Raw genomic sequence first — 19,153 nt, 5'->3', positions numbered from 1 at the left:
GGTCGAGCGGACGACCTGTGTCTACGACGACGCGCCCACCGCGATGGCGACCCGGCCGTCGCTGTACTCCTTGGTCACCGTGATGGTGGTGCCGAAGTCGGCGTCGTAGCTGGAGCCGTACGGGTTGGTGGCGTAGTGGTAGGTGCCGTTGAGGTCGTCGAAGGTCGGCACGCCGGGCTGGGAGGGGATGGTCTGTTCGACGCCGTTGAGGTGGAAGGTGACGGGCTTGGTGGCGTGCAGGGCGAACGGGGCGTCGTAGGACTGGAGTCGGTTGCGGATCGTCGCTCCGGTCGTGGCGAGCGCCGGGGTGGCGTGGGCGTCGATCGGGAGGATCTCGCCGTAACCGCTGTTCGTCTTGGTCTTGTTGTTGGCGTACTTGGTGTTCCAGTACCAGATCAGGACGCCGTTCTCGTAGTTCAGGTGCTCGGTGAGGTTGGGCACGGTCGAGGCCCAACCGAGGTTGTACGGGCCGCCCTTGAAGTACCGGTCCTCGCCGACGTACTGGCGGTTCTCCACCACGTAGTAGCGGGCATTGCCGGCAGTGTCGTCCGGCAGGGTGACCACGACCGCCTCGGAGCCCTTGGTGGAGGCCTTCACCGACAGCGGGTTGAGGGTGTAGCGCGCCGGGGTGGCGGCCTCGGCGGTGGCGTAGTCGAGCCAGCCGAGTTGCAGCTTCGCCCAGGCGCCGAGGTCGGCCGGGTAGGTGGAGAGTTCGTTCTCGCTGCTGAGCAGTGAGCCGTTGGACATGACCGACCAGAAGCCGGTGGAGTTCTCGCCGCCCGAGGTGTCGTAGAGGTCGGGCAGGCCGAGGTCGTGGCCGTACTCGTGAGCGATGGTGGCCAGGCCGTGGTTCTCGTTGGTCATGACGTAGTCGTTGGCCCAGATGCCCGTGTCACCGATGGCCGAACCGCCGTCGAGGTTGCCGTTGTCGGGGCCGAGGGTGTCCGCGCCGGTCTGGAGGTAGGAGACGGTGCCCTTGTGGGAGCCGATCGCGTCGGTGCCGTAGGCGCCGCCGCCGTTGGCCTGGGACTCGCCGGCGTAGTAGATCTGGATGTGGTCCAGGTATCCGTCGGGCTCGTTGTAGATGCCGTCGCCGTCGTAGTCGTTGCGGTCCCACTGGTCGAACTTCGCCAGGTACGCCTTCACCTCGGCGGCGGTCCTGCCTGCGGCCAACTGCTGGGCGTACCAGGTGTTGAGGCCGTCGGTGACGAGTTGCTCGTTGCAGTAGTAGGTGGAGATCGCGACGCCGGCACGCTTGCAGCTGTCGGTGCCGTAGTACGAGATCGAGTGGTCGACCTTCACCCAGTCCTGGACCGTGCCGGTGATCGAGTAGGCGCCCGAGGACTGCCGCTGGTAGTACGACATGAGGGTGTCCTGGCCGGCGGTGGCGTCGCCGAAGATCTGGTGCTGGTAGTAGGACTTGCTGTAGTCGGAGGTCCACACCGTCGCCGTGTTGGTGGTGCGGTCGGGTTCGGCGATGGTGTTGTGCAGCGGGCCGGCCGCGCCGCCGTAGGCCGCGTCGACCGTGTCGCCGAACTCGACGGGCAGTACGAAGATGCGGTCCGTGGTGCGGGCGGTCTCGGCGTACTTGCCGTCGGCGTACTCGACGCGCTTCGAGGAGCCGTTGGCGGTGGCCGCGGCCTCGCCCTTGACGAGCTTGCCGGTCGCCTCGGCTCGGGCCCGCTGGGTCTTCAGGTCGGCGGGGCTGAACTCGGTGTGCTGTTCGGCTGCTTGGCTCGACGTGCTCGTGTCGTCGTCCGCCGCGGCCGAGTACGACAGCAGGGATCCTGCGACGAGCAGCGACGCCGTCGTCGCCACTAGGGCCGCGAAGGCGGGTCTGCGTGTCCTCGTGTGCTTGCTCAACGTGCGTCCTCCATAAGGGAGTCGGTGGTCTGCGAAGGCGCCTGGGGGAAGTGACAGGCCGTCAAATGACCGTCGGCCACGGCCGCGAGTGGTGGCTCCCGGTCGGCGCAGATGTCCTGCGCCTTCCAGCAGCGGGTGCGGAAGCGGCAGCCGGACGGCGGGTTGGCGGGGCTCGGTACGTCACCGGTGAGGCGGATGCGCTCACGCGCACCCCGCCTGCGCGGGTCGGGTTCGGGCACGGCCGAGAGGAGGGCGTGCGTGTAGGGGTGGTGCGGGGCGCCGTAGAGGGCATCGCGGTCGGCGATCTCCACGATCTTGCCGAGGTACATGACCGCCACGCGGTGCGAGAAGTTCCGCACGACGGCCAGGTCGTGGGCGATGAACAGGAAGGAGATGCCCTGTTCGCGCTGGAGTCTGCGGAGCAGGTTGACGACCTGCGCCTGGATGGAGACGTCGAGCGCCGATACCGGTTCGTCCGCGATGATCAGCTTTGGGTCGAGGGCCAACGCCCGGGCGACGCCGATGCGTTGGCGCTGGCCGCCGGAGAACTCGTGCGGGAAACGCTGCGCGTGCTCGGGGTTGAGACCGACCGTCCGCAGCAGCTCCTGCACGCGCGCCGCGCGGCCGCCCGCCGGGGCGATGCCGTTGACCTCCATCGGCGCCTCGATGATCGAGCCGACGGTCTGGCGCGGGTTGAGCGAGGAGTAGGGGTCCTGGAACACCATCTGGATCTCGGAACGCACCGGCTTCAACTCGCGCCGGGAGGCGTGGGTGATGTCCTGCCCCCGGTACGAGATCGAGCCGCCGGTGGGTTCCAGGAGCCGCGCGACCATCTGGCCGGTGGTCGACTTTCCGCAGCCGGACTCGCCGACCAGGCCGAGGGATTCGCCCTCGTGGACGGTGAAGCTTACGCCGTCCACGGCGCGCACGGCGCCGACGGTGCGGCCGAAGACACCGCCGTTCCCCCTGACCGGGAAGTGCTGTTGGAGGTCCTTGACTTCGAGCAGCGGGGTTTTCTGACGAGTACTCATACGTCGCTCCCGTGCCTGGAGTTGATCTCCGTGACGAGGATCTGTTCACGGGTGGCGGCCGGGAGGTGGCAGGCCGCCTGATGGCCTGCGCCGTCCAGGGCCGGCCGGCGCGTGCAGCAGGCTTCGCCGACCCGGTCTACGTAGGTGCACCGGGGGTGGAACGCACAGCCGGGCGGCGGGTCGAGCAGTGAGGGCGGGGTGCCCTCGATGGGGGTGAGGTCGGCGTCGGGATCGCCGTCCAGAGTGGGCATGGAGCCCAACAGGCCCCAGGTGTAGGGGTGTTGGGGGTTGACCAGGACCTCCTCCGCGGTGCCGCGTTCCACGCACCGGCCGCCGTACATCACCATCACCTCGTGCGCGGTCTGCGCGACGACGCCCAGGTCGTGGGTGATCAGGACGATCGCGGTGCCGAACTCCCGCTGCACGTCGGCCAGTAGGTCCAGGATCTGGGCCTGCACGGTGACGTCGAGGGCGGTGGTCGGCTCGTCGGCGATGAGCAGATCGGGGTCGCACATCAGCGCCATGGCGATCATCGCGCGCTGCCGCATGCCGCCGGAGAACTGGTGCGGGTAGGCGTCGGCACGCTGCCTCGGCTGCGCGATGCCGACCCGGGCGAGCATGTCGACGGCCCGTTCCCGCGCCGCCTTCCGGCTCGCCCCGGTGTGGGTGCGGTAGCCGTCCGCGAGCTGGTTGCCGATCGTGTAGTACGGCGAGAGGGCGGTCAGCGGGTCCTGGAAGATCATGGACATGCGGCGGCCCCGGAGCTGTTCGAGCTCCTTCTCACGCAGGGTGGTGAGGTCCTGGCCGTCCAGGAGGATCTCGCCCTCGACGCTCGTCTTCGCGCGGTTGTGCAGGCCGAGGACGGCGAGGCTGGTGACGGACTTGCCGGAGCCGGACTCGCCGACGATGCCAAGGGTGCGGCCACGCTGGAGGTCGAAGCTGAGGCCGTTGACGGCGTGCACGGGGCCGGCCTCGGTGGCGAAGCGGACGTGCAGATCGCGTACGGACAGGAAGGCGTCGGTCATGACAGGCGCACCCGGGGGTCGATGAGGCCGTAGACGAGGTCGACGATCAGGCCGAAGAGGACCATGAAGAACGCGGCGATCAGGGTGACCCCCACCAGCGTCGGCAGGTCCTGGTGTTCCACGGCCTGGACCGCTGTCTGGCCGATGCCGGCGATGTTGAAGGTGGTCTCGGTGATCATCGCGCCGCCCAGGAGGTGGCCGAGGTCGAGGCCGAAGATGGTGACCACGGGGGTCAGCGCGGCCCGGCCCGCGTACTTGAAAAAGACAGTGCTTCCCGGCAGGCCCTTGGCGCGGGCGGTGCGGACGGCGTCGTCGTTCAGTGCGTCGATCATGGACGAGCGGGTGTAGCGGGAGTAGCTCGCGGTGTAGACGACGGCCAGCACGAGCCAGGCCAGGACCATGCCGCCGAACCAGTCGCCGAGGCCGTCGGTGAAGGGCTGGTATCCGGGCTGGGGAAGCCACCGGAGCCGGTCCACGAAGAAGTACCGGGCGAGGATGCCGATGAAGTAGATCTGTACGGCCGCGCCGACCAGGGCGAAGACGGAGACCGCCTTGTCGGTGGCGCTGCCGCGGCGCGCGGCGGCGATCAGGCCCGCGCCGACTCCGAGGGCCAGGAAGACGAGCACGGCGCCGCACACGAGCGAGAGCGTCGCGGGGAAGCGTCCGCTGAGGGTGTCGAAGACCGGCTTGTGGTTGTAGAAGGAGTAGCCGAGGCAGGGCGCGTCGCAGTGCGAGGAGCCGATGTCACGGCCGGCCACGATGCCACTGAGGTACTGCCACAACTGCTGGTACACGGGCTGGTCGAGACCCATGTTGTGCTTGATCTGCAGATAGCTGGCCGGGGTGCACACGGACCCGCAGGACAGTCTTGCCGGGTCGCTGGGTGCGGTGAAGAAGAGGAAGTACGTGACTGCCGTGACCACCAGCAGGATCACCAGCGCGCCCAGGACGCGGCGGACGAGATAGCGGGCCATGGGAAGGACTTTCGTTTGCGTGGGTCAATTGCCCGGGCGGGAAAGGGAGTTGCCGCCGGGCCCCGCGTCGGCGAGCGGGGCCCGGCGGAGTCCGGTCACGCCTTGACGTACACGTGCGAGGGCTGACAGCCGGTCGGCGACATGGTCACGTAGGCGCCGCCGAGCTTGCCGCCGATGAGGTACGTCTTGGCCTCGTAGGCGAGCGGCACGATCGGTATGCCCTTCATGATCTTCGCGTCGAGCCCGGCCCAGGCGGTGTTGGCCTCGTCGGCGTCGGTGAGCGCCTTGATACGGTCGATCTCGGCGTTGACCTCGTCGTTGTCGTAGTTGTAGTAGTTCGTCGCGCCGTCGGCGATGGTCCGGCCGTCGAAGCAGCCGGGGATGACGCTGGAGCCGGTCGGCCAGTCCGGGGACCAGCTGGAGTGGAAGATGTCGTACGGCTTGTCGACCTTGCCGATCTCCGTGAAGTACGTGGTGGAGTTGAGCGGCTTCTTGACGACCTCGAAGCCGGCCCGGGTGAGCGCCTCGGCGACGATGATCCCCGCCTTGTCGCCCTGGTCGGTCTGCCCCCAGGCGTAGACCAGCTTGGTGCCGAGCTTGCCCGCCTTCTTCAGGATCTTCTTCGCGGCGGCCGGGTCGCCCGCCTCCGTGACCGGGTACACGTCGTTCTTCCTGAAGCCGACGACGACCGGGGCGAGGATGTCGGTCGCGATGTCGCCGTAGACGGGACCGCCGTAGATCCGGCGCCAGCCGGTCTTCGGGAAGGCGGTGAGGATCGCCCTGCGGACCTCGACGTCCGTCACCCGCTTGCAGTTGATGCCCAGCACGCGGCTGGTGATGCCGCCCTCCGAGAGCGTGCGGGTCTTCAACTCGCCGGTGGTGCGCGACAGATACGAGGCGTCGACCACACCGCTGAAGGTCATGACCGCTTCGCCGTCGGCGGCGGCGAGCTGCTGCGACTCGTCGAGCGAGGCCACGTTGAAGGTGATCTCGAAGCTCTCGGGGTACTGCGCGCGGACCGGGTCGGTGTCGGCGTCCCACTGGTCGTTGCGGACCAACACCATCTTGGCGTCGTCGTGGCTCTTGACCTTGTACGGGCCTGTCGTCGCCGTCGGCAGCTGGTCGAAGTCGCCCTTCTTCGCGGCCGATTCGAGCACCGGGGCGGTGATCGGATAGGCGCAGGCGAACGGGAAGTCGGCCTGCGGCTCCCTGAGGTGGAAGACGATGGTCTGGTCGTCGGGGGTCTCGATCACCGAGTCCGGCAGCGACTTGCCGCCGGACGGGCCCGTGTACTCCTTGCGGTAGTCGTCGCCCGACAGCCAGGCCGGGATGAACGTCGGGCCGTCGGTGATCTCGGCGTCGTAGGCGCGCTCAATGCCGTACTTGACGTGCTTCGAGGTCACCGCCGTGCCGTCGGAGAACCTGACGCCCTCCCTCAGCGTGTACGTCCAGGTCTTGTTGCCGTCCGACGCGGTGCCGGTGTCGGTGGCCAGGTCCCCGCAGAGGATCTGCTCGTCGCCGACGCGCTTGTAGGCGACCAGGCGGCGGTGGATGAGGGTGGCCGCGACGCCGCCGTCGGAGGCGTAGACGCGCTGCGGGTCGAGGTGCGCGAAGTCGTACGGCTGGAGCACCTTGACGGTGCCGCCCTTCGTGGCGCCCTCGACGGTGAGCGGCCCCTTGGAGTCGGCGGCGGTGCCCAGTCTGACCTTGAGACCGGTGACGGCCTTGGCCTTGGGCGCGGTGGAGGCACCGCCACCGGGTGAGCCCGAGCTGCACGCCGTGGTGAGGGCGGTGCCGGCGACCATCGCGGCGGCGGACTGGAGGAACAGACGGCGGTCCATGGCAGGAGTTCCGTTCTGGGTACGGGAGTTGAGGGTGGTGGCGGGCCGCGGGACAGCTGGGTTCAGCGGTCGGACCGGGGGTCCAGGGCATCGCGCAGGGAGTCGCCGAAGAGGTTGAAGGCGACGACGAAGACCAGCATCGAGATGCCGGGGATCACGGTGTACGTGATGTCGTTGAGGTAGACCTCGGCGCCGCGCTTGATCATGCGGCCCCAGTCCGGGGTGGGCTCGATGATGCCCACGCCGAGGAAGGACAGCGCGGCCTCGGTGGTGACCAGTGCCGGGAGGTCGAGGGTCATGAAGACGAGGATCGGCGTCCAGAGATTGGGCAGCAGCTCCTTGGTGATGATCCGCCAGGGGCTCGCGCCGTACACCTTCGCCGCGTGGACGAACTCCCGCTCACGCAGGGAGAGCACCTGGCCACGCAGCAGTCGGGCCACCCTGGTCCAGCCGAACATCGACAGGGCGACGATCAGGGTGGCGACCCGGACCCAGGTGGGGGTGTTCTCCTCGTCCGAGACGAGGAAGGACATCACCACCGGCGTCATCGCGATGAAGAACAGGGTGGACGGGAAGGCCATCGTGACGTCGATGACGCGACTGATCGCGTAGTCGATCCTGCCGCCGAAGTAGCCGGCGGCGACGCCGATCAGCGAGCCGACGACCGTCACGATGATCACGACCGCCGCCGCGATCAGCAGCGAGGTGCGGATGCCGTACAGGAGCTGGGTGAACACGTCACGGCCGACGTTGGGCTCGACCCCGAGCCAGAAGGCGCCGCTGATCCCGCCGTTGGCCCCGGTGGGGAAGCCGTAGTCGTCGAGCAGGCCGGGGTACCGGTCGGCATAGACGGTGTAGGGGTCCTTGCCGTAGAGGGCGGCGATCAGCGGTGCGCCGATACCCGCGAGGAGGAACAGGGCGACCACGGACCCGGCCACCACGGCGACCCGGTCCCGGCGCAGCCGACGCCAGGCCAGTGCCTTCGGGGACAGCCCTCGCACGGGGGCCGACCGCTCGCTCGTCTCGGCGGAAAGTGTGCTGGACATGGCGCGGAGCCTGGCACGTACGGTAAACGCCAGGTAATCCCAGCTGGTTATAACGCCTGGGGGTTATAACCTCCCGGACGCCCGGAGTTTGCCGGGTGGGCCGTGGTCAGACCCCGCGCCGGGCCGCCCACCACAGATAGCCGGAAGCGTTCTCCATCGAGGCGGTGTACGCCCGCTGGGCGAGCCGGAGCATGTCGTCGCCGTACGGTGCCAGCGGGCCCTTGCCGTGCCAGGCCAGGTGGTAGCGCATCCACATCGGGTCGCCGGCGATCGGGTGCACCACGATCCCGGCGTCCGCCCGGAAGGTCGGCTGTACGGGACTCACCGCCCGGCCGGTGGCGATGAGTTCGCGGCGCAGGGAGTTGTCGGCCAGGCGGTAGCGCGTCCGCGGGGTGAAGCCGCGGGAGGCGCAGGTGTCGATGAGGTGCTCGGGCCAGCCCATGCCGTCGGACGCGGGCAGCACCCAGTCCTCGTCGGCCAGCGACTCCAGGGCGACCTCGTCCCCTTCGGCGAGCGGATGCCCGGCCGCCAGCGCGATGAAGACCGGTTCTACGGCGATCAGGCGGTACTCGACCGAGGGTTCGGGGTGGGCGTCGTAACCGGGGTAGTCCCCGACGACCGCACAGTCGAGCTGCTGGCTCGCCACCATCTCCAGGAGGGTCCGCACCGAGTGGTCCGTGCGTACGGTGACCGGCACGCCGGAGAGCAGGAAGCCGAGCCGGTCGGCGAGTTCCACGACCATCGGGCTGGCGACGCTGCCCAGGCGGACGGTCGGCACGGGGGCGTCCTGCGGGCGGGCGGTCAGGATGTCGTCGAAGGCGGACAGCACGGTCCGGGTCCTGGACAGGACGAACTCCCCGAAGGGCGTGGGCTCGACGCCCTTCGGGCCGCGCAGGAAGACCGGGGCACCGAGGGACTCCTCGATCCGCTTGAGCTGTGCGGTCAGCGCGGGCTGCGAGACCCCGAGCGTGGCGGCCGCGCGGTTGAGGCTCCCGTGGTCGGACACCGCCTGCACGATCCGCAGATGACGGAGATCCAGCTGCATCCGCGCAGCGTAGGGCGGTTTTGACCGATGGACCAGGGAACGTCTGGATGCTGGACGAACGTGGGTGAGCGCTGGGCGGCTGCTGGGTGAAGCCTGTGGACGGAACCCTCTAGTGCAATGTCACATGTGACACTACTCTCGCCGGAGTTCGAGATCACGAACATCTTCGGCATGGCGAACACCCCCCCACCCGCACTTCACCTCTTCTTCCGCCTCACCAGAAGGAAGTGTCATGCGCGCAGCAATATCGGCCGCTCTAGCCGTCGGGCTTGCCCTGTTCGGCGTGGTCACCGGAACCGGAACCGGGCCCGACCGCGCCGCCGCCCTCGGCACCACCACCCCGGCACCCGCCTGGGACGCCCCCCACCACGGCACCGTCAAGGGCCTGATCACCGGCCGCGCCGCCCGCACGGGCATGGCGAAGGCGGAGCAGGCATTCACCGCCGCTCACGAGAAGACGGCGGCTGCCGAGAACGCCGGCGACGAGGACGTCCCGGCCCCGGCGTCGGAGGCCACGACCGCCTCCACGTACGTACACAAGTGGTGGGGCGTGAAACTCACCACCGGCAGCGCCACCGTCAGCGGCGTCCAGGCCACGCACTCGGTCAACTCCGCGTTGCGGATGACCGACGCGAGCGACTACCTCTACTCCCCCACCACCAAGCCCCGCCAGGGCGCGTGCATCGAGTCGACCACCGCGTACAGCAAGACCTACGCGCAGTTGTGGGCGTACGACTGGTGCGCGTCCGACCCCGGGATCGGGGTGCGGCTGACCATCGACAGCAGCTTCCTGAGCACGTACACCACCACCGTCAACGGCGTGGCCAGCTACAACCTGCAGATCCTGCAGACGGATTCCTCGGCCAACACCTGGACCGCCTACCTCTACGACTACAAGACCGGCGCGTGGGAGACGTACTACACGAGCAGCGGCACCGACGGCGGTACGGCGACCTTCGGCTGGGACGAGTTCGAGTTCTACTCGTACCTCGACACGGACGGCGAGACCTACCTCTGCGACGGCTACGCCGGTCACTCAAGTGAGAGCAGCAACCTCAAGATCCGTACCGGCACCGGCACTTGGGCCGACGCCACGACCTCCAACACCACCGTCTATCCGTCGACGACACCGAGTCCGTCCGACTACTACTGCGCCGGCCTGGACTTCACGACGGTGACCGCCAACACCCATTGGAAGGTCTCCGAGTAGTCCGAGCCGGAGGTCTCGTGCGGCGCTGTCCTTGAGTGTCGCTGTCAGTGAGTGGCACCGCCCGCCATCCGGATGTCGTCCTCGCGGGACACGGCCGTGCTCAGCACGGCTCGCAGTCCCCTTGCCGCGAGGGACGACGGAAGGGAGGGCCGGGCGGTGCCCAGCGTCTGTTCCGGGGTGTACGGGACATGGACGAAGCCGCCGCGCAGGCCCGGCAGTTCAGTCGCGATCAGGTGCATCAGACCGTAGAAGACGTGGTTGCACACGAACGTGCCCGCCGTCTGCGAGACGGAGGCCGGTACACCGGCCGAGCGGGCGGCGGCGACGCATGCCTTGACCGGCAGGGCGGCGAAGTAGGCGGCGGGGCCCGTGTCGAGCACGGCCTCGTCGATCGGTTGCCGTCCGGCGTTGTCAGGTATGCGGGCGTCGTCGACGTTGACCGCGACGCGCTCCACCGTGAGGTCCGGGCGGCCGCCCGCCTGGCCGGTGCAGAGCACGAGGTCCGGTTCCGCTCGCGTGATCGCGGCCCGGAGTTCGTCGAGGGCTGTGCCGAAGGAGCAACTCAGGCGGGTCACCGTGATGTTCGTGCCGGGCGGGGCTTCGGCAGCCGCGCAAGTGACCGCCTCCCAGGAGGAGTTGGACGCTTCACCGCCGAAGGGCTCGAAGCCGGTGAGGAGAACTCTGGTCATGTCGACGACACCTCGGCCTCGGTTCCAACTCCCCTGGCCACAGCCTCAGTTCCGGCCCGGCAACACATCGCTCGCCGGAGGTCGTCGCACTGGTCGGAGAGCCAGCGGCGCAGCGCCGGTACGGGGGCGCTGTGAGCGAGGCAGTGTTCCGCGGCCACGAGGACGGCCGGGTCGGTGGTGTGTGCCGGGAACCCGTATCGGCCCAGAGTGGCGGCGACGGTCGGGCCCTGTCGGGCGGCGAGGTCGGTGGCCGCGTCGAACCAGCGCGGGACATAGGGGGCGAGCAGGTCGGTCTGCTCTGGCTGCCAGAAGCCTTGGGCCCGTGCCCTGAGGAGGGTGACGGACTGGCCGTCGCTCTCGAACATGGCCTTCCAGGCCGCCTCCTTGGCCGCCGGATCGGGCAGCGCTGCACGGCAACGGGCGGCGGACTCCTCGCCCGCCGAACTCCGGTCGCGGGCCGCCTCGTTCGCGATGTCGGCCTCGTCCGCAGCGCCTAGCACGCACCGGCGGAACAGGGCGTGCCAGCACAGTTCGTGATCGTCTCCGGGGACCTCCGGGACGGGTTCGGCGCTGTCGACGAGGGTGCGCAGGGCCCCAAGGTGGAGAGCTTGCCGGGCCGGGTCGTCCAGGATGCCGCGGCATACGTCCGCCAGGGCGATCAGGGCTGCGGGGCGCAGTTCGGGTGCGAGGTAGCGGTCGGCGACCGGCCCACGCGCGAAGGCCAGGACGCTGTCGACGACGGCGGCGTCCGTCTCGTACGGCAGATGCCGGGTGACGAGGTCCAGGTAGCCGGCGGGCGGGAGTTCGGCGTCGCGGACCATGTCGCGGGCCGTGGTCCACAGCACGGCGCGGGTAAGTGGGTCGTCCAGGGTGGAGAGCGAGGCGGTGACTGCGGCCCAGGAGTGTTCGTCCAGACGGATCTTGGCGTAGGTGAGGTCACCGTCATTGGGGAGGAGAAGGGCGGGGGCGCGGGAACCGGTGAGGTCGGAGGCATGGCGACCGGTGAGGCCGGGAGCATGGGCACGACTGTCGGAAACAGGGGGGTCGGAGCCGGGTTCGGCCCAGATCCGCTCGCGCAGGACGAGTCGGCTGTTCGCGTCGTAGTCGTACAGGCCGAACCGGACGCGATGCGGGCGACTGACCTCCGACCGCTGCCCGCCGATCGTGTCCACGCCGGTCGTGCGCAGCCAGGCCTCCCCCCACGCGTGGACGTCGCGGCCCGACGTACGGGTCAGGGAGTCAAGGAGGTCGTCGAGGGCGGCGTTGCCGAAGCGGTGTCGGGTGAGGTGGTCGTTGACTCCGGCGAAGAACGGCTTCTCGCCCAGCCAGGCGGCGAGTTGGCGCAGGGCTGCGGCGCCCTTGGCGTACGCGATGCCGTCGAAGTTGGCCAGTGCGTGGCCGGTGTCGGGTACGGCGTCCGGTGGAGGTGCCACGGGATGGGTGGAGGCGCGCTGGTCGGCGTCGTAGCCCCAGGTCTTGCGAGTGACGGCGAACTCGGTCCAGGCGCCGGTCAGTTGGTAGGCCATGTGATCGGCGAAGGACTCGTTCAGCCACAGGTCGTCCCACCATCGCATGGTGACCAGGTCACCGAACCACATGTGCGCCATCTCGTGCGCGATGACCCGTGCCCTGTTCTGCCGCTCGGTGCCGCTCGCCGCGGACCGGAAGAGGAAGCCCTCGCGGAAGGCGACCAGGCCCGGGTTCTCCATCGCGCCGCTGGTGAACTCCGGGACGAAGACCTGGTCGTAGGAGTCAAAGGGGTACGGCTCGTCGAAGAGCTCGTGGTAGCGGTCGAACGCATGGCATGTGATGTTCCACAGTTCGTCCGCGTCGGCGTCCAGGTACGGGGCGAGGCTGCGGCGGCAGTGCAGACCGAAGGGCAATCCGGTGTGTTCCATGCGCAGGGAGTGCCATGGCCCAGCCGCGAGTGCGAAAAGGTAGGTGCTGATCGGCGGGGTCGGGGCGATCCACCACCGTCCCCGTCCTTCGGCGGCCGGGTCGCGCGTGCTGACGCCGTTGCCCAGAACCGTCCAGGAGGGCGGTGCGGCGACCGTCACCTCGAAGACGGCCTTGAGGTCCGGCTGGTCGAAACACACCGTGATGCGCGGCAGTTGGTCCAGGAAGGACTGGCTGTGGACATACGTCTCCCCGTCGACCGGATCGGTGAAGCGGTGCAGGCCCTCCCCCGTACGCGAGTAGGCCATGTCCGCCTCGACGTACAGCTCGTGCGGTCCGGCCGTGAGGCCGGTGAGGGGGATCCGGCCGTCGGCGAGCAGGGCTGGGTCGAGGGCGTGACCGTCGAGTGCCACCCGGTGCAGGACAGCGGGCTTCAGCTCGGCGAAGGTGTCGCCCACGGTACGGGCGGTGAAGCGTACGGTCGTCGCCGAACGGAAGTGCGTCTCACCCCGGTTGAGGTCGAGGTCGACGGTGTACCGCTCCACCTCGACGAAGCGTGCGCGGGTCTCGGCCTCGGCGCGGGTCAGCGAGGGCATCCTTCTCCGTAACGTGTTGGGTGGACCGGGGGGGGCGGTCCGGTTGGGCCCGTTCAGTGGGCCCACAGGCCCCGGACATGGCCGAGGTGCCGGGTCATCACTTCGCGTACGGCGTCCTCGTCACGGGCGAGGAGCAGGTCGAGGAGTTGGAGATGCTCCTCGGCGGACGACTTCAGCAGTCCCCGCTCGACCAGCGCGGTGAGCCCGTACAGCCGTGACCGCTTCCGCAGGTCACCGACCACCTCGACCAGATGCTCGTTGCCGGCCAGGGCGAGCAGGCCGAGGTGGAAGCGGCGGTCGGCCTCGACGTAGGCGATGAGGTCGCCGGCCGCGGCTGCGGTGACGATCTCCTCGGCTGCCGGGCGCAGGGCCTCCAGTGCCACGGGGTCGGCGCTGGTGGCAAGGCCCACGACGACGGGGATCTCGATCAGCGACCGGATGTTGGTGTACTCGTCGAGCTGACGCTCGGAGACGGCGGTGACCCGGAAGCCCTTGTTGGGCACCGTGTCGACCAGCCCCTCCTTGACGAGGTCGAGCATGGCCTCGCGTACGGGTGTGGCGGAGACTCCGAACCGGGTGGCCAGCATCGGCGCGGAGTAGACCTCGCCAGGGCTCAGTTCACCGGCGATGAGGGCGGCACGAAGGGCGTCGGCCACACGCTCGCGGTAACTGGGGCGCGCTCCGCCAAGGGTGGGCAGGGCCGGTCCGGCGCCGCCCGAGGAGACCTTGGAACCCTTGGCGGCCTTGTCCCCGTTGCGCTGAGCGGCCATGCGGTGGTCCTCCTGGACGGAATGTGCGTCTGTGCGGTCGGGCGGAACGTGCGTCGCTGGGCCGCGCGGATCAGACACACAGTGTGGGATGCAATGTCACGTGCCACCAGTATTCATGGCTCCTTCACGCCGCGGCGAGGAGGGTGACCGTCCGGGTGCGGGTGTAGAAGTCCAGGGCCGCCTTGCCCTGTTCCCTCGGGCCGTGGCTGGACGCCTTCTCGCCGCCGAAGGGGAGGTGGAAGTCGACGCCGGTGGTGGGGGCGTTGACCTTGACGAGGCCGGTGTCGAGGCGGTCGGCGCAGCGCAGGGCGGCGTCCAGGTCGGCGGTGTGCACGGAGGCGGCCAGGCCATGGGCGACCGAGTTGGCGCGGGCGATGGCCGTATCCAGGTCCGGGGCGGAACTGAACGCGGCGATGGGCCCGAAGACCTCCTCGGTGGCGAGGAGGTGCCCGTCGGGCAGCTCGTCGACCAGGGTCGGCCGCGCGTACCAGCCGTGTTCGCCGGCCGGCGACCTGCCGCCGGTGAGCACCCGGCCGCCGGATCGGGCCGCGGCGAGTACGGTGTCCCGGGCCTGCTCGGAGATCAGCGGGCCGCAGGCGGTTGTGGACCGGGCCGGGTCGCCGACGGCGAGCGTTTCGAGGGCGGCCACCAGGGCGTCCCGCAGCGGTGCGGGGTCGCCGACGGCGATGACCCGTTTGGTCGCGGTGCACTTCTGCCCGGCATATCCGGCGATCGCGGCGGCGAGTTGGGCGGCAGCGGCCCCGATGTCGGCGTCGGGCAGCACGATGGCCGCGTTCTGCCCGCCCATCTCTGCCTGTACGGGCGTGCCGAGTGCGGTCGCGGCCTGAACGACCGCCCGGCCTACGGCAGTTGAGCCGGTGAAGGAGACGACGTCCGCGCTGTCGACGAGCGCGCCGCCCTCCGCCGCCCCGCCCGGGACGACGGTGAGGACATCGCGGGGCAGTACCTCGTCGAGGAGTTCACCGAGCCGCAGCGCGCAGGCCGTGGCCGGTTCGGCGGGCTTGAGGACGACACAGTTGCCGGTGGCGAGGGCGGGTGCGGCCTTCCACACCGGGATGGCCAGCGGGAAGTTCCACGGTGTGATCAGCCCGGCCACCCCGTAGGGCGCGCGCCGGGTGAACAACAGCCCGGCGCCGGCGGCCGGTTCGTGGACGGAGCCGACGGGGTCGTACGGCTGCTGCGCGTAGTACCGCAAGATCGCGACCGTACGGGCCACCTCGCCCCGCGCCTCGGTGATCGGCTTGCCGACCTCGCGCGAGACGAGGCTCGCGAGTTCGTCGCCCGCCGCCTCCACCCGGTCGGCGGCGGCGTGCAGTGCCGCGGCCCGGCGGCCGGCGCCGCCCTCCGCCCAGGAGCGGGCGGCGGTACGGGACCGGTCGACGGCGGCGATGACGCCGGCCCGGCCGGTGGCGGGGATCTCGGTGAGGATCTCGTCGGGGTGGGCAGGGTTGTGACTGATGACGGTCGCGGTCATGGCGTTCCTTCCTCGGAAGGGGTCGGAGGTCAGAGGACGAAGCCGGCCGGGAACGGGTCGGCCGGGTCGAGCAGGTACTGGGCGGTCCCGGTGATCCAGGCCCGGCCGGTGATCGTGGGCACCACTGCGGGGTGTCCGGCGACCTCGACGGCCTCGACGAGGCGGCCGGTGAAGGACGTTCCGATGAAGGACTCGTTGACGAAGTCCTGGTCCAGGGGGAGTTCACCGCGGGCGTGCAGCTGTGCCATCCGGGCCGAGGTGCCGGTCCCGCAGGGCGAGCGGTCGAACCAGCCCGGGTGGATGGCCATGGCGTGCCGGGAACGTTCCACGTTCGAGCCGGGGGCGGCGGGGTACACGTGGTGGACGCCGTTGATGGCCGGGTTCTCGGGGTGCATGGGCGGATCCTCCGCGTTGATGGCGTCCATCAGCGCGAGCCCGGCGGCGAGGATCTCGTCCTTGTGCTGGCGCGCGAAGGGCAGCCCGAACTGATCCAGCGGCAGGATGGCGTAGAAGGTGCCGCCGAAGGCCAGGTCGTACGTCACCGTGCGGCCGTCCGCGAGAACGGCCTTTGCGATCGAGGCCGACCACGAACGACGGCACGTTACGGATCGTGACGGCCTTGGCGGCTCCGTTCGCCATCGCCACCTCGGCGACGACCAGTCCGGCCGGGGTGTCGAGGCGGAGGGTGGTGACCGGTTCGAGAACGGGGACCATGCCGGTCTCGACCAGGACGGTGGCCACTCCGATGCTGCCGTGCCCGCACATCGGCAGACAGCCGGAGACCTCGATATAGAGGACGCCGTAGTCGCAGTCGGGCCGGGTGGGCGGCTGGAGGATCGCCCCGCTCATCGCGGCGTGCCCGCGCGGCTCGTTCATCAGGAAGTCGCCTACGTCGTCGCGGTGTTCGCGAAACCATAGACGGCGTTCATTCATGGTGGCGCCGGGGACGGTGCCGATGCCTCCGGTGACGACCCTGGTGGGCATGCCCTCGGTGTGCGAGTCCACGACGTGCAGGACGAGTTCACTGCGCATGGGCGGGAGATCCTCTCTGCCGGCGGGTCAGGAAAGGCCGAGCTCCAGGGCCTTCTCGGTGGCCTCGCGGATTGCCTCCTCCTGTTCCGGAAGGAGCGGGACGCGCGGCGGGCGGACCGGTCCGCCGCGGCGGCCGGCGATGTCCATGGACAGCTTGATCGCCTGGACGAACTCGACCTTGGAGTCCCAGCGGTGCAGTGCGTGCAACTGCCGGTAGAGCGGTACGGCGGTGGCCAGGTCGCCCTTGATCGCGGCGTGGTACAGCTCGACCGTCGACTTGGGCAGGGCGTTGGGGTAGCCCGCGATCCAGCCCTTGGCTCCGGCGAGGGCCAGTTCGAGCAGGACGTCGTCCGCGCCGATCAACACGTCTAGTTCGGGGGCGAGTTCGGCGATCTGGTAGATGCGGCGGGTGTCGCCGGAGAACTCCTTCACGCCCTTGATGAATCCCGCCGCGTGCAGCTCGGCGAGCAGTTCGGGAGTCAGGTCGACCTTGGTGTCGTGCGGGTTGTTGTACGCGACGATGTCGATGCCGACCTCGGCTACGGCGGCGTAGTGCGCGAGCACCGAACGCTCGTCGGCCCGGTAGGAGTTCGGGGGCAGCAGCATGACGGCGGCGCAGCCCGCGTCCTTGGCCTGCCGAGCCCAACGGGCGGACTCGGCGGAACCGTACGCGGCGACGCCCGGCATGACCTTGTCCCCGCCGATCGCCGCGACCGCGACCTCGACGACCCGGGCACGCTCCTCGTCGGTGAGGACCTGGTACTCGCCGAGCGAGCCGTTGGGGACGACACCGTCGCAGCCGTTCGCCACGAGCCACCGGCAGTGGTCCGCGAAGGCTTCGAAGTCGACGCTCAGGTCGTCATGGAGAGGCAGAGCGGTGGCGACCAGGACACCGCGCCAGACAGGGTTCTCGGTGATGCTCATCAGAATCTCGACCTTCTTGTGGAGTGTGACATATTACTGTGGGTCATGCCGATGGTGGATCTTGAGGAAGTGGTCACGATGGGCCGGCGGGCTCTTGGGCCAGCGCCGCAAGGGATACGGGCCGGGCGAAGGGCCGCTTGGCGGGCCCCATCGCGCATCCCGCGACGCCGGCGACCCCGGGAGCGCAGATCCGCCTCTGGCACCAGCCCATCCCGGCGCGGGTGAGGAGCTTGACGGTCCGCAGATCGGTGGCGCCGAGCTCCTCGACGGCCTCGCGGACCGCCGCGGCCGGGACCTCCTAGCAGCGGCAGACGACGGTGTCGTCGGTGACCTGTTCCGTCCAGTGGGCGGGCGGAACGCAGGCGGTGTCGATGGCCGCGAAGAACTTCCGCAGCCGGGCACGGGTCCTGGCGGGCACCGCCCGGTCGGCGGGCCTCGGCTCAACTCCCTTGACGTGGGCGGCGATCGAGTGTCCGGCGATCTCGCCCTCGGCCAGTGCCGACGCCGCTCCGCCGATGCCGGTGGCCTCGCCCGCCGCCCAGACGCCGTCGACGTCGGTGCGCTGCTCGGCGTCGGTGACGACGAACGGGTCGCCGGTGGCGTCGATCGCGCAGCCCAGCGACTCGGCGAGATCGGTGTGCGCGAGCATGCCGTGCCCGACGGCCAGGGTGTCGCAGGCGATCCGCCGCTCGCTGCCCGGCCTGACCCGGCCGTCCGCGTCCAGCGCGGCGACGGTGACGGCCTCGACGCGGTCGGTGCCGTGCACCTCTGCCACGACTTGACGGACCGTCACTGGCACTCTGTGGCGCAGCAGTTGGGCAGTGTGCTGGACCGCCTCGGCTACCTTCGCCCGGTTGGCGGCGAGCGTCCGGGCATGCCGTACGACGCTCATGGGGCGCGCGGACCCGACGTACGCGGCGATCCTGGCGCCCGCTGCGGCGAGTCCCGCCGCGACCGGCATCAGCAGCGGTCCGGTGCCGGCGACGACGACCGTGCGGCCCGCCAGCACGAGCCCGCCCTTGAGCATGGCCGGGTCGCCGCCCGCGGTGACCACTCCGGGGAGGGTCCAGCCGGGGAACGGCAGCACCTTCTCGTACCCGCCAGCTGCCAGGAGCACGGCATCGGCGGTGACCACCTCCGGCTCCACCTGCTCGGGCCCGAGCAGGGCATGCACGATGAAACCCCCTTCGCTCCAGACCTCCCCAGCATCCAAGTCCCGCTCCACACACCACACATGACGGTCCGCCAGATGCGCGTTCCGCCCCGCCGCGATGTGCGCCCGCCGGTCCCGCAGCTTCTCCCAAGTGCCCCAGGCGTGGTGCAGGGCACGCGGCTTGCGTGCGCCGAGTCCGCCGCCCGGCCGACGGTAGAACCGCCCTCCCGCCCGGGCGGCGGAATCGAGCAGCGTGACCCGTACCCCCTGGTCGGCGGCGAGTTCGCCCCAGAGGCGCCGGGACAGCAGGACGAGGTCCAGCTCGGGGCCCGGTTCCTTGTCGGAGATCAGCAGGTTGCCCTCGCCCGCTCCGGTGGTGCCGCCGGCCACGGGCCCCCGGTCCACGAGGAGGGTTGTCAGGCCCGCCCGGGCCGCGAAGAGGGCGCTGGCAGCACCCACCATTCCGGCCTCGACGACCACGACGTCGCAGGTCAGTCGGTTGTTCACGCCAGTACAATGTCACATGTTTCTCTTCTGGCCAAGGCCCTCTAGGCTGCGCTTCG

At 69.9% G+C, this 19,153-nt stretch carries 13 protein-coding genes and 2 pseudogenes; 1 reads left to right on the top strand and 14 read right to left on the bottom strand.

The genetic code is table 11. From position 1 onward, the window contains the following. Window positions 1-21: 21 nt before the first annotated feature. From OG496_RS54445 to OG496_RS54415, 7 genes are all read right to left on the bottom strand, one after another. The gene (locus OG496_RS54445) at window positions 22-1,863 is read right to left on the bottom strand and encodes an immune inhibitor A domain-containing protein (protein ID WP_405976387.1); all 1,842 of its coding nucleotides are present in this window, start codon (window positions 1,861-1,863) and stop codon (window positions 22-24) included. After that, window positions 1,860-2,894 carry an ABC transporter ATP-binding protein gene (locus tag OG496_RS54440; protein WP_405976386.1) on the bottom strand — a complete coding sequence of 345 codons (1,035 nt, stop codon included), beginning with the start codon at window positions 2,892-2,894 and terminating at the stop codon, window positions 1,860-1,862. The genes OG496_RS54445 and OG496_RS54440 overlap by 4 nt, the downstream gene beginning before the upstream one ends. Next, the gene (locus OG496_RS54435) at window positions 2,891-3,919 is read right to left on the bottom strand and encodes an ABC transporter ATP-binding protein (RefSeq protein WP_405976385.1); all 1,029 of its coding nucleotides are present in this window, start codon (window positions 3,917-3,919) and stop codon (window positions 2,891-2,893) included. The genes OG496_RS54440 and OG496_RS54435 overlap by 4 nt, the downstream gene beginning before the upstream one ends. Beyond that, complete coding sequence (locus tag OG496_RS54430) at window positions 3,916-4,893, bottom strand: ABC transporter permease (RefSeq protein WP_405976384.1); 978 nt, start codon at window positions 4,891-4,893, stop codon at window positions 3,916-3,918. The genes OG496_RS54435 and OG496_RS54430 overlap by 4 nt, the downstream gene beginning before the upstream one ends. Before the next feature lie 95 nt (window positions 4,894-4,988). Next, window positions 4,989-6,734, bottom strand: a complete 1,746-nt coding sequence (locus OG496_RS54425; protein ID WP_405976383.1) for an ABC transporter substrate-binding protein — start codon at window positions 6,732-6,734, stop codon at window positions 4,989-4,991. Between the two features lie 62 nt (window positions 6,735-6,796). Beyond that, entirely contained in the window at window positions 6,797-7,780 is a 984-nt protein-coding gene (locus tag OG496_RS54420) for an ABC transporter permease (protein ID WP_405976382.1), read from the bottom strand. A gap of 106 nt (window positions 7,781-7,886) precedes the next feature. Beyond that, window positions 7,887-8,825 (bottom strand): LysR family transcriptional regulator, encoded by a 939-nt coding sequence (locus tag OG496_RS54415; RefSeq protein WP_405976381.1) that lies wholly within the window; start codon window positions 8,823-8,825, stop codon window positions 7,887-7,889. Window positions 8,826-9,057: 232 nt separating this feature from the next. On the opposite strand from OG496_RS54415, the gene OG496_RS54410 reads away from it, so the two are divergent. Then, window positions 9,058-10,035: a hypothetical protein gene (locus tag OG496_RS54410; RefSeq protein WP_405976380.1), complete on the top strand. Its 978-nt coding sequence runs from the start codon at window positions 9,058-9,060 to the stop codon at window positions 10,033-10,035. 44 nt (window positions 10,036-10,079) lie between these two features. On the opposite strand, the gene pcp is transcribed toward OG496_RS54410, so the two are convergent. The 7 genes and pseudogenes from pcp to OG496_RS54375 form a co-directional block, all read right to left on the bottom strand. Further along, a complete protein-coding gene (pcp, locus tag OG496_RS54405; protein WP_405976379.1) occupies window positions 10,080-10,724 on the bottom strand; it encodes a pyroglutamyl-peptidase I in 645 nt (214 codons plus the stop codon). Continuing rightward, the gene (gene pepN / locus OG496_RS54400; protein WP_405976378.1) at window positions 10,721-13,216 is read right to left on the bottom strand and encodes an aminopeptidase N; all 2,496 of its coding nucleotides are present in this window, start codon (window positions 13,214-13,216) and stop codon (window positions 10,721-10,723) included. Before pepN ends, pcp begins: the two co-directional genes overlap by 4 nt. Before the next feature lie 53 nt (window positions 13,217-13,269). Beyond that, window positions 13,270-13,986 (bottom strand): GntR family transcriptional regulator, encoded by a 717-nt coding sequence (locus tag OG496_RS54395; RefSeq protein WP_405976377.1) that lies wholly within the window; start codon window positions 13,984-13,986, stop codon window positions 13,270-13,272. A gap of 124 nt (window positions 13,987-14,110) precedes the next feature. Further along, on the bottom strand, window positions 14,111-15,481 hold the full coding sequence (locus tag OG496_RS54390) for an aldehyde dehydrogenase family protein (RefSeq protein WP_405976376.1): 1,371 nt from the start codon (window positions 15,479-15,481) through the stop codon (window positions 14,111-14,113). A gap of 29 nt (window positions 15,482-15,510) precedes the next feature. Continuing rightward, window positions 15,511-16,513: pseudogene (locus OG496_RS54385) on the bottom strand (proline racemase family protein). Window positions 16,514-16,540: 27 nt separating this feature from the next. Next, on the bottom strand, window positions 16,541-17,437 hold the full coding sequence (locus tag OG496_RS54380; RefSeq protein ID WP_405976375.1) for a dihydrodipicolinate synthase family protein: 897 nt from the start codon (window positions 17,435-17,437) through the stop codon (window positions 16,541-16,543). A gap of 73 nt (window positions 17,438-17,510) precedes the next feature. Next, a pseudogene (locus OG496_RS54375) lies at window positions 17,511-19,097 on the bottom strand (FAD-dependent oxidoreductase). Window positions 19,098-19,153 lie beyond the last annotated feature (56 nt).

The sequence above is a fragment of the Streptomyces sp. NBC_00988 genome (assembly GCF_045162645.1).
Lineage (GTDB): Bacteria > Actinomycetota > Actinomycetes > Streptomycetales > Streptomycetaceae > Streptomyces.
Note: the sequence above shows the minus strand (reverse complement) of the source record. Positions and strands in the feature narration are given on the sequence as shown.

Bases quoted from the DNA above. Each gene is read 5' to 3' on its own strand.
- OG496_RS54440 (WP_405976386.1), bottom strand. From the start codon at position 2,894: ATGAGTACTCGTCAGAAAACCCCGCTGCTCGAAGTCAAGGACCTCCAA.
- OG496_RS54435 (WP_405976385.1), bottom strand. From the start codon at position 3,919: ATGACCGACGCCTTCCTGTCCGTACGCGATCTGCACGTCCGCTTCGCC.
- OG496_RS54430 (WP_405976384.1), bottom strand. From the start codon at position 4,893: ATGGCCCGCTATCTCGTCCGCCGCGTCCTGGGCGCGCTGGTGATCCTG.
- OG496_RS54425 (WP_405976383.1), bottom strand. From the start codon at position 6,734: ATGGACCGCCGTCTGTTCCTCCAGTCCGCCGCCGCGATGGTCGCCGGC.
- OG496_RS54420 (WP_405976382.1), bottom strand. From the start codon at position 7,780: ATGTCCAGCACACTTTCCGCCGAGACGAGCGAGCGGTCGGCCCCCGTG.
- OG496_RS54415 (WP_405976381.1), bottom strand. From the start codon at position 8,825: ATGCAGCTGGATCTCCGTCATCTGCGGATCGTGCAGGCGGTGTCCGAC.
- OG496_RS54410 (WP_405976380.1), top strand. From the start codon at position 9,058: ATGCGCGCAGCAATATCGGCCGCTCTAGCCGTCGGGCTTGCCCTGTTC.
- pcp (WP_405976379.1), bottom strand. From the start codon at position 10,724: ATGACCAGAGTTCTCCTCACCGGCTTCGAGCCCTTCGGCGGTGAAGCG.
- pepN (WP_405976378.1), bottom strand. From the start codon at position 13,216: ATGCCCTCGCTGACCCGCGCCGAGGCCGAGACCCGCGCACGCTTCGTC.
- OG496_RS54395 (WP_405976377.1), bottom strand. From the start codon at position 13,986: ATGGCCGCTCAGCGCAACGGGGACAAGGCCGCCAAGGGTTCCAAGGTC.
- OG496_RS54390 (WP_405976376.1), bottom strand. From the start codon at position 15,481: ATGACCGCGACCGTCATCAGTCACAACCCTGCCCACCCCGACGAGATC.
- OG496_RS54380 (WP_405976375.1), bottom strand. From the start codon at position 17,437: ATGAGCATCACCGAGAACCCTGTCTGGCGCGGTGTCCTGGTCGCCACC.